We start from the raw sequence: 6156 nt of genomic DNA, 5'->3' as shown, positions 1-6156 counted from the left end.
AGGGCCTGGCGCCGTCCGCCGGCGGGCCCGGCCCCACGGGCGCGCCAGGTTAGCGCATCACAAAGGGGTTGCCCACCGGAGCGCCCGCATTGATCACCACGCTTTTCACCTGCTGGTACTCGCGCAGGGCATCGATGCCGCTTTCGCGGCCCAGGCCGGAATCCTTGTAGCCGCCGAACGGCATCAGGTAGCTGACCAGCCGGTACGTGTTCACCCACACCGTGCCGGATTCGATGCGTTCGGCCATGCGCAGCGACCGCCCGATGTCGCGCGTCCATACCCCGGCGCCCAGGCCGAAGCGCACGTCGTTGGCCAGTTTCACGGCTTCGTCTTCATCCTTGAAGCGGATGACGGACAGCACCGGGCCGAACACTTCTTCCTGCGCGATGCGCATGGCGTTGTCCACGTCGCCGAAGATGGTGGGCTGGATAAAGCGGCCGTCTTTCCAGGGGCCTTCGCGTACGGCTTCGCCGCCCAGCAGCAGGCGCGCGCCCTCGTTGCGGGCAATGTCGATGTATTCAAGCACCTTGCCGTATTGGGGCGGGGTGGTAATGGGCCCGACCTGCGTATCGGCATTCATGGGGTCGCCCATGCGCGCGGTGCCCGCCAGCGCCACCAGTTTTTCGACAAAGGCGTCGTAGATGCTGTCTTGCAGCAGCAGGCGCGAGCCGGCAATGCAGGTTTGCCCCGTGGCCGCGAAAATGCCCGACACGGCGCCGTTGACCGCGTCTTCGAGATTGGCATCGTCGAACACGATGTTGGGCGACTTGCCGCCCAGTTCCAGGCTGACGTGCTTGAAGTCGCGCGAGGCTTGTTCGTTGATGAGCCGGCCGGTGGCGTCCGACCCGGTGAAGGTGATCTTGCGCACCTGGGGGTGGGTAACCAGGGGCGTGCCCACCTCGGCCCCGAAGCCCGTCACCACGTTCACCACGCCCGGCGGGAACCCGGCTTCTTCGAACAGCTTCACGAATTCCAGCGTGGACGCAGAGGTGAATTCCGAAGGCTTCAGCACCAGCGTGCACCCCGCGGCCAGGGCCGGCGCGATTTTCCAGGCCGTGAGCAGCAGCGGCGAATTCCACGGGGTAATGGCGGCCACCACGCCCAGCGGCTCGCGGCGGGTGTAGCCGAAGTGGCCGGGCTTGTCGATGGGCGGCACCGTACCCTCGATTTTGTCGGCCAGGCCGCCGTAGTAATAAAACCATTGGGGCACGTACTTCAACTGGCCCGCCATTTCGGCGTACAGCTTGCCGTTGTCGCGCACTTCGGTGCGCGCCAGCGCCTCGGCCTCGCGCGCGATCAGGTCGCCCAGGCGGTGCAGCAACTGGCCGCGCTGGCTGGGCGTGTAAGTGGCCCACGGCCCTGTCCGGCCGGCGCTGTAGGCGGCCTGAACGGCGCGGTCCACATCTTCCGCGTTGCCTTGCGGGATACTGGCCCAGGGCTTGCCATCGACGGGGTTGTCGGACTCAAACCATGCACCCGAGGCGGGGTCGACGTACTGCCCGTCTATGTATAGCTGGTAACGCTTCAAGATATGCCTCCGTTCTGTTGTTGTCGCGGTGTGCCAGGCGTGGCCGCGCGGCGCCCGGCCGGAACGTTTTATTGTGGCGCATGCACCGGCGCCGCGGGCGCCCGCGGCGTGGAATCTGCTTCGCTTTTGTGAAAGGGCGGGTTCAAGGGGACATAAGCCGGCCCGCCATCCTGGCACAATAAGGCCGTCAAGCGCCGGTCCACCATCGGCGCGCCAGGATGGATCCATGTTTCACGTCGTACTCGTCAGCCCGGAAATTCCGCCCAATACGGGCAATGTCATACGCCTGTGCGCCAACACGGGCGCGCAGTTGCACCTGGTGCGGCCCCTGGGCTTCGAACTGGACGATGCCCGGCTGCGCCGCGCCGGGCTGGACTACCACGAATGGCAGCCCGTGCAGGTACACGACACCCTGCCCGATGCGCTGGCCGCCACCGGCGCGCCGGCCGGCAATATCTACGCGCTGACCACGCGCGCGCAGCGCCATGTGGCCGACGTGGCGCTCGCGCCCGGCGACGTGTTCGTGTTCGGCCGCGAAACCGCGGGCCTGTCCGATGCGCACATGGCGCTGTTTTCGCCGCAGCAGCGCCTGCGCCTGCCCATGCGCGAAGGCCAGCGCAGCCTGAATCTGTCGAATGCCGTGGCCGTTACCGTGTTCGAGGCCTGGCGCCAGCAGGGCTACGCGGGCGGCCTGTAGCAGGGCGCCGCGGTTCCCAGCGCCGTGGCCAGCACGCCGGCCAGGCCGCGTCCGGCGCTGCCGTCTGCATCGAGGCGCGGATTGTAGATAGTGATCTCCAGGCCGGCCGCCTTGCCGCTCGCCAGGGCAATCCGCAGTACCGCGGTTAGCTCGTTCCACGACAACCCGCCGGGTACGCGGAAATCGACGGCCGGCATGATGGCGTCGTCGAGGCAGTCGGCATCGACGTGGATGAAAAAGCCGTCCAGTTCCGCCCGCGTCAGATGGTCGACCGCCTGGCGCGCCGCGGCCTCGATGCCCGCCGCGCGCACGGCGGGCAGATCGAGCGTCTTGAGCGCGTCGGGAATGGGCTGGCTTCCGTATTCCTCCTGGTCTTTATGGTCGCGATACGCGAAGGCAACAGCGTCTTCAGGCCGGACCAGGGGCCCGCGTTCTTCGATGCCGGTCAGCAGCGGCGGGCCGTAGCCGGTGGCGAAGGCCAGGTCCATCGAGGCGCCCTCGCCATTGGGTTCCGCCTCGGGCTGGAAGAAATCGGCGTTGCCGTCGATGAAGAGCAGGCCGTAGCGGCCGCGTCTTCGGAACGCCAGCATCGAGCCCAGCAAGATCGTGCAATCGCCGCCCAGGATCACCGGGAATTCGCCCGCGCCAAGCACCGCTTCCACCGCGTCGGCCAGCTTGGGCGACCACGCCGCAATTGCCCGGGCGTTCAGGGTGCCGGTTGCGGGGTCGGGCGTTGGATCTTTTGCCGGCACGGCCAGCCGTCCGGCGCGGCGCGCGTGGATGCGCTCTGCAAGACCGAAATCCAGGAGCTGTTCAGGCAAGCGCTCTACACCGCTAGTGGCCAGGCCCAGCGTGGAAGGGGCCTCGATAATCGCATAAGAGAGGGTGGGCATGGGCGCCTCCGTGGGCGGCTGTCTTGCGGAGCAGGCAACTACCTTATGGGTTCACCGCAGGGTCCGCATCGTATTGCGCGGGCTCCAGCGGGTACAGCGGCTGGGTGCGCTTGCGGTACGGAAAAACGCCGTAATCCGACGTGGTGGCGCCAGGGCTGTCGCATTCCACCAGGCCGGCCGAAATCGGTACGAACACCGGCCGGCAATACATGCGCGATTTCAGCAGCAAGTAGCGGGCCCGGCGCGGATCTTCGCCCACGCTTTCGAATACGCCCAGGTCCCAGGGTTCGTGCGGGCGTTCGCACACCACCAGGCGCAGCGCGCCCGTGTCCAGCACGGCCGTGCGGCCCATGTGGCACAGCATGCCCGTATAAGTGGGGCCGCTGATGCGGTACTGGCCATCGGTAATGGCGCGCACCACCCCCGTCAGCACGACGGGGCGGCGGCGTATGCCCAGGTGCGCCAGCGAACGCTTATTGCCCACCGGCAGCGATACGCGCGCGCCTTCACCGGCGTCTATCATCTGGGCCACGGCTTCGGGGTCGCACAGCGGCCCCGCCAGGATATTGTCCATGCCCTGCGCCAGCGCGGCCTCCAGCACGGCGGTGGTGTCACAGGTGCCGCCGGAATTGCAGTTGTCGCCGTGGTCCAGCAGCAGCACGGGGCGGTCCTGCCCTTGCGCCATGTCGCGCGCCCTCGCCAGCGAGGCATCCAGCGCCTCGCTGCGGTACACGAAGCCATCGCGGTCGCGCCAGATCCGCGTTGCCACGGCGGCGGCCGCCCGCTCGGCGGCATCGGCGTCGCCATCGGCCACGGCAATCACGCTGATACAGGGGCGCGCGATGTCGGCCAGGCTGAAACCGGCCAGCACCGATACGGCCAGCAGGCCCTGTGCTTCCAGCTGGCTGGCGGCCTGAACCGCGGCCCGCATGGCGCCCGCATCGGTGGCCGAGCGCAGCGTGTGGGTCATCAACGGCAATTGGCGCCATGCCATCACCGGCCGCCGGCGGCCATCCAGCAGGTCGAACAGCAGGCGGCCGGCGTGTTCGCCGGTTTCGTACATGTCCACGTGCGGGTAGGTCTTGAAGCTGACGATGACGTCGGCGTTGTCCATCATGGCCTGCGTGACGTTGCCATGCAGGTCCAGCGCCACGCCGATGGGCACGCCCGGCGCGGCCGCGCGCAGGCGCCGCAGCAGGTCGCCTTCGCCATCGTCGCAGTGCTCGGCCACCATGGCGCCATGCAGGTCCAGCAATATGGCGTCGCAGCCCGGCACGGCATCGATGATGCGCGCGCACATCTCGTCATAGGCAGAGGCCGCCACGGGCCCGCTGGGGTACGCCCAGCCCGATACCGGCGTGGCCAGCTCGGCGCCGCGCGCCTCGGCCAGGTCGATGAAGGCCGACATCGCGGTGCGCTGGCCCTTGTTCGCCGCGTAGGCATCCCGACCGTACTGCGGGCCGTTCTCGCCGAAGGCCGCCAGGGGCGTGGGCACCGGCGAGAAAGTATTGGTTTCGTGGTTCAGGCGGGCGATCAGGACTTTCATGCATGAACTCCTGGACAGGCGCTGCCCTTACAGTAGCAGAAGGGGGGTGTCTGAGTAACAGATGGGGGTGTCTGGCTCCCAACGGGTGCCAGACACCGTTGTGTGCCACGGCGGTCTCAGTCGGACGGTGTCTGGCACCCTGGCGGGAGCCAGACACCCGCGAATACTTGCCCCAGCCGCCAGGCGCTCAATCGAGCGACAGCTTCAGCCGCTGGATGACATCAGTCCACAGCGCCGTGTCCTTGTTGATGCGTTCGGTCAGGCCCTGCGGTGTCGACGGGGCCGCCGTGAAATACTGCTGCGCCAATTGCTTGCGCACCGCCTCGCTTTCGATGATGCGGGCCAGTTCGCGGTTCAGGCGCTCCACGATCGGCCCGGGCGTGCCGGCCGGCGCCAGGATGGCGTTCCACGAAATGGCCTCGAAACCCGGATAACCCTGCTTGTCCATGGTGGGAATGCCGTCCAGTTCCGCGCTGGGTTCCAGGCTGGTAATGGCCAGCGCCTTGGCCTTGCCGCTGCGCACCTGGGGCATGGCAATGGCGGGCACCATGAAGCCGGCCTGCACGTCGCCCGCGATGATGGTGCTGATCACTTGCGGAAAGCCCGAGTAAGGCACGTGCAGCAGGTCGATGCCGGCCTCGCTCTTGAACATTTCCATGGCCAGGTGGGCCGAGCTGCCGGGCCCCACCGAACCGTAGTTCATGGCGCCCTGACGTTCGCGCGCCAGCTTGACGAAATCGGCCACATTGGCCACGGGCAGGCTGGCCGGCACGGTCAGCACGTTGGGGCTGGTGGCCACCAGGGTGATGGGGGCCAGGTCTTTCAGCGGGTCGTAGCCCAGCGTTTTCTTGTACAGCGTGGGCGCGGTCACCAGCGGGCCGTTGATGGTGTACAGCAGGGTATAGCCGTCGGGCGTGCCCTTGGCCACGATGCGCGTGCCGATATTGCCGCCCGCGCCGGGCTTGTTGTCGATGACCACGGGCTGGCCCAGCGCCTGCGACAGCGGCTCCGAGATCGTGCGCGCCAGCAGGTCGGGCGACGACCCCGGCGGAAACGGCACCACCAGGTGAATGGGACGCTCGGGCCATTCGGCATGGGCGGGGGCGGGCAGCAGGGCAATGGCGGCCAGCGCCAGGGTCAGGCGGCGCAGCAGCGCGCCGGCCCGCAAGGGGCGAACGGAAAACATGGCAGGGGCTCCTTTGGTATCTGGCTTTAGGTATTTGGAATAGTGGGAAGCGCGCGGCGCTTCGGGGGCGGGTTCATTCCAGCCGCGCCTCGCGCGCCAGCAGGGCCGATACTGCCGTCATGGGTGCCACGCCGTCGAACAGGACGGCGCACACGGCTTCGGTAATGGGCAGTTCCACGCCCATGGCCCGGGCCCGCTGCAGCGCCGCGCGGGCGCAGCGCACGCCCTCGGCGGGAATCCCCGGAGTCAGTGCTGGCCGTGCTGGAACCCGCAGACACCGTGCAGGCCGATGTGGCCCATTCGTAT

5 protein-coding genes and 1 pseudogene are annotated in these 6156 nt (G+C 67.9%); 1 reads left to right on the top strand and 5 read right to left on the bottom strand.

Features of this window, described 5'->3' with window-relative positions:
* Positions 1–49: 49 nt before the first annotated feature.
* A complete protein-coding gene (locus LPZ50_RS20250) occupies positions 50–1528 on the bottom strand; it encodes an aldehyde dehydrogenase (RefSeq protein WP_230664351.1) in 1479 nt (492 codons plus the stop codon).
* Between the two features lie 226 nt (positions 1529–1754).
* Here LPZ50_RS20250 and LPZ50_RS20245 point away from each other — a divergent pair, with 226 nt between their 5' ends.
* Complete coding sequence (locus LPZ50_RS20245) at positions 1755–2225, top strand: tRNA (cytidine(34)-2'-O)-methyltransferase (RefSeq protein ID WP_230664349.1); 471 nt, start codon at positions 1755–1757, stop codon at positions 2223–2225.
* On the opposite strand, the gene LPZ50_RS20240 is transcribed toward LPZ50_RS20245, so the two are convergent.
* The 4 genes and pseudogenes from LPZ50_RS20240 to LPZ50_RS20225 all read right to left on the bottom strand — a co-directional run.
* Complete coding sequence (locus LPZ50_RS20240) at positions 2207–3118, bottom strand: arginase family protein (RefSeq protein WP_230664347.1); 912 nt, start codon at positions 3116–3118, stop codon at positions 2207–2209. The two genes, LPZ50_RS20245 and LPZ50_RS20240, sit on opposite strands and share 19 nt — an antisense overlap.
* Positions 3119–3161: 43 nt before the next feature.
* Positions 3162–4664 (bottom strand): M81 family metallopeptidase, encoded by a 1503-nt coding sequence (locus tag LPZ50_RS20235; protein ID WP_230664345.1) that lies wholly within the window; start codon positions 4662–4664, stop codon positions 3162–3164.
* A gap of 187 nt (positions 4665–4851) precedes the next feature.
* Positions 4852–5850 carry a Bug family tripartite tricarboxylate transporter substrate binding protein gene (locus LPZ50_RS20230; RefSeq protein ID WP_230664343.1) on the bottom strand — a complete coding sequence of 333 codons (999 nt, stop codon included), beginning with the start codon at positions 5848–5850 and terminating at the stop codon, positions 4852–4854.
* A 73-nt stretch (positions 5851–5923) separates the two neighbouring features.
* Positions 5924–6156 (bottom strand): annotated as a pseudogene (locus LPZ50_RS20225) (hypothetical protein); the annotation flags it as partial.

This window comes from Bordetella petrii (assembly GCF_020991325.1).
GTDB classification, from domain to species: domain Bacteria; phylum Pseudomonadota; class Gammaproteobacteria; order Burkholderiales; family Burkholderiaceae_B; genus Bordetella_A; species Bordetella_A petrii_E.
This window is presented reverse-complemented; position numbering and strand designations above follow the sequence as displayed.

Bases quoted from the DNA above. Each gene is read 5' to 3' on its own strand.
- LPZ50_RS20245 (WP_230664349.1), top strand. From the start codon at position 1,755: ATGTTTCACGTCGTACTCGTCAGCCCGGAAATTCCGCCCAATACGGGC.
- LPZ50_RS20235 (WP_230664345.1), bottom strand. From the start codon at position 4,664: ATGAAAGTCCTGATCGCCCGCCTGAACCACGAAACCAATACTTTCTCG.
- LPZ50_RS20230 (WP_230664343.1), bottom strand. From the start codon at position 5,850: ATGTTTTCCGTTCGCCCCTTGCGGGCCGGCGCGCTGCTGCGCCGCCTG.
- LPZ50_RS20240 (WP_230664347.1), bottom strand. From the start codon at position 3,118: ATGCCCACCCTCTCTTATGCGATTATCGAGGCCCCTTCCACGCTGGGC.